The organism is Microvirga sp. GN3 (assembly GCF_055792825.1).
In genome coordinates this window covers 10193-12969 of sequence record NZ_JBVVAK010000189.1, presented here as the reverse complement: position 1 = coordinate 12969, position 2777 = coordinate 10193, and the positions used below count along the sequence as shown (strand labels likewise).

1 protein-coding gene, 1 tRNA gene and 4 pseudogenes are annotated in these 2777 nt (G+C 62.9%); 5 read left to right on the top strand and 1 reads right to left on the bottom strand.

Going from position 1 to position 2777, the window contains the following annotated elements:
• From ACS5Q1_RS41755 to ACS5Q1_RS41735, 5 genes and pseudogenes are all read left to right on the top strand, one after another.
• Positions 1-261 (top strand): annotated as a pseudogene (locus tag ACS5Q1_RS41755) (hypothetical protein); the annotation flags it as partial.
• Positions 250-384, top strand: a tRNA-Lys gene (locus ACS5Q1_RS41750). The pseudogene ACS5Q1_RS41755 and the gene ACS5Q1_RS41750, both read left to right, overlap by 12 nt.
• Before the next feature lie 211 nt (positions 385-595).
• Positions 596-1224 (top strand): annotated as a pseudogene (nthA, locus tag ACS5Q1_RS41745) (nitrile hydratase subunit alpha).
• Positions 1221-1881: pseudogene (gene nthB / locus ACS5Q1_RS41740) on the top strand (nitrile hydratase subunit beta). Before nthA ends, nthB begins: the two co-directional pseudogenes overlap by 4 nt.
• Positions 1868-2251 carry a nitrile hydratase accessory protein gene (locus ACS5Q1_RS41735; protein WP_473103749.1) on the top strand — a complete coding sequence of 128 codons (384 nt, stop codon included), beginning with the start codon at positions 1868-1870 and terminating at the stop codon, positions 2249-2251. The pseudogene nthB and the gene ACS5Q1_RS41735 overlap by 14 nt, the downstream one beginning before the upstream one ends.
• A gap of 256 nt (positions 2252-2507) precedes the next feature.
• Here the strand turns inward: ACS5Q1_RS41735 and ACS5Q1_RS41730 are convergent.
• Positions 2508-2696, bottom strand: a pseudogene (locus ACS5Q1_RS41730) (transposase); the annotation flags it as partial.
• Between the last annotated feature and the right edge of the window lie 81 nt (positions 2697-2777).

Below are 2777 nucleotides of genomic sequence, written 5' to 3'. Positions count from 1 at the left end.
GTAGAGACGGGCAGGGGGAGCGGGCCTGAGTTGAAGGCGGCGGCCAGAAATGCCAGCGTATTCCTTGAGCGTCTTAGTCCGCGCCCGTCAAAACAACGGGGCAAGTCCTCACAATCCGGCAAGAGCTCATCCACATTACAGGAGGGGCAACGCAAGGCGGTGCGGGCGGCTCTTCTGGCAGGGGTGGCGCCAGGACAGGTCGCCCGGCACTTCGGCCTTCCGTTGGCCACTGTTCGGAAGGTGCTTGAGGAGGCCGCGTAGACTTTCAGGTCGAGTAGGCATGCTCCCAACCTGGGTTGCATCCGAACCCTATTCGCCAGCCTCATTCAGAGCCTCTGACTTTTAATCAGAGTCTCCTGGGTTCGAGTCCCAGCGCGCTCACCATATTTCCCAGAGGCTTAGCTCGCGTGTGGCCCTCCGGCAGGTTGCGCGCTTCAAATCCGGTAATCACATAGTAAGCACCAGACGCATGTTGCGGCTGCAGTTAGTTTTGACCTGATTAATCTCCCAGCCGATGCCGGGTCCTATGGCTGGCGTCGCTATCGTCCTGCGGTTAGCATGCTGTCCATGCGGAGATCCGGGCAGGTCAGTACACATGAGCCAGCACCATCATCACCACGATCATGACGACCACAGCCATCTCTCCGAGATCGAGCTGCGGGTGCGCGCGCTCGAATCGCTTCTGGTTGAGAAGGGTTATGTGGATCCGGCGACCATTGATGCGCTGGTCGAGACTTATGAGGTCAAGGTCGGACCACGCAACGGTGCCAAGGTCGTCGCCAAGGCTTGGGCCGATCCGACATACCGGGAGTGGCTGCGGAAGGATGCGACGGCCGCAATCGCCTCCTTGGGTTTCATCGGCCGCCAGGGCGAGCACATGGTAGCGGTCGAGAACACGCCAGATCAGCACAACATGGTCGTGTGCACCCTATGCTCCTGCTATCCCTGGCCCGTGCTCGGCTTGCCCCCGGTCTGGTACAAATCCGCGCCTTATCGCTCGCCGGCCGTGCTCGACCCGCGCGGGGTTCTGGCTGAGTTTGGTGTAAGCCTGCCGGAGACCACCCGCATTCGGGTCTGGGATTCGACCGCCGAGGTCAGGTATCTCGTCATTCCGATGCGCCCCGAGGGCACCGAGGGCATGGGCGAGCAGGCACTGGCTGAACTCGTTACCCGCGCTCCATGATCGGCACCGGTCTCGCCCTTCAGCCGGAGATCGGCCGATGAATGGCGCTCAGGACCTCGGCGGGATGATGGGCTTCGGCCCGATCGCCATCGAGCAGGACGAGCCTTGGTTCCATGCCGAGTGGGAGCGACGGACCTTTGGCCTGACCTTGGCGATGGGTGCGACCGGCAGCTGGAATATCGATATGAGCCGGCACGCCCGCGAGTCCTTGCCGCCTGCTGAGTATCTCACCTCGAGCTACTACGAGATCTGGACCAAGGGGGTCGAAAAGCTGGTTGTTGCGGCTGGGCTCGTCTCCACGGAGGAGCTGACGCGCGGCCAATCCCTCGCGGAGTCTGCGCCGATCAAGCGCGTGCTCAAGGCGGAGGACGTGCCGGCAGTGCTGGCCCGTGGCGGCCCGGCAGAGCGGCCGATCGAGCAGTCGGCGCGCTTTGCAGTTGGTGACCGGGTCCGCACCCGCAACCTGCACCCCCAAGGCCACACCCGCCTGCCGCGCTATGCCCGTGGCAGGATCGGGGTCGTTGAACGGGTCCATGGCGCCCATGTGTTCCCGGATGCGAATGCACGGGGTGACGGCGAGCGGCCGCAATGGCTCTATACCGTTTGCTTCTCGGGCCAGGCGCTCTGGGGGGGACGAGGCCGATACAACCCTCACCGTGTCCATCGATGCCTGGGAGAGCTATCTTGAGCCAGCATGAGGAGATTGCTCGCGCGGCCGCCGAGATCGCTCCGATCCCCCGTGGCGATGATGGAGAGCCTGCTTTCCGTGAGCCTTGGGAGGCCCAGGCCTTCGCGATGACGTTAGCCCTGTACGAGCGGGGCCTGTTTACCTGGACGGAGTGGGCTGCCGCACTCTCAGTCGCGATCAAGCGCGCCCAGGCGGCAGGGGATTACGACGACGGTTCAACTTACTATCAGCACTGGCTCTTCGCGATCGAGCAGTTGGTCCGTGACAAGGGCATTGCAACTGAGCAGGCGCTGGCAGAGCGCCGTAGCGCCTGGGACCGCGCGGCACACGCGACCCCGCACGGGCAGCCGATCCTGCTCGAGAATGATCCACTCCGCTGATCTGCGAGGGCGTGCATGGCGACGGTGAACCGGTCGCCTAGTTTGCCCTTTGGCTTTCGCGAGCGACTGAGGGCAAGCCTCTAACTTAAAGCTACTCCTGATCAAACTTCCGCAACCAGCGGGAAAGCAGACTTTCATCTGGCATGCCTGAATTTCCCAATTTGACCGAGGCCGTGTGGAAACGTGTTTGCCTGCGTGCGGATGACGGGCTCTGTTTCGCGGGTGCCGTGATGTGCGCATGGGCTGGCGTGTGGCGTCAGGCTTCGAGAGCCTTCAGCAGGGGCCCGACACCCAGGATCTTGATCATCCGCTTCAGATTGTAGGCCAGCACGTGCAGGCTCATCTCGGTTCTGACCTTTTCCAGGGTCTTGGTCAGGAAGTGGGTGCTGCCCATCCAGGCCTTGATGGTCCCGAACGGATGCTCCACCGTTTGCCGGCGCCTTCGGTACTGGTAGGCGGCCGTTTGCCACCTCGTAGGCAAGCCCTGGTAGTTCCGGACCTACCCGTCGTGGGTGAAGGACTGGTT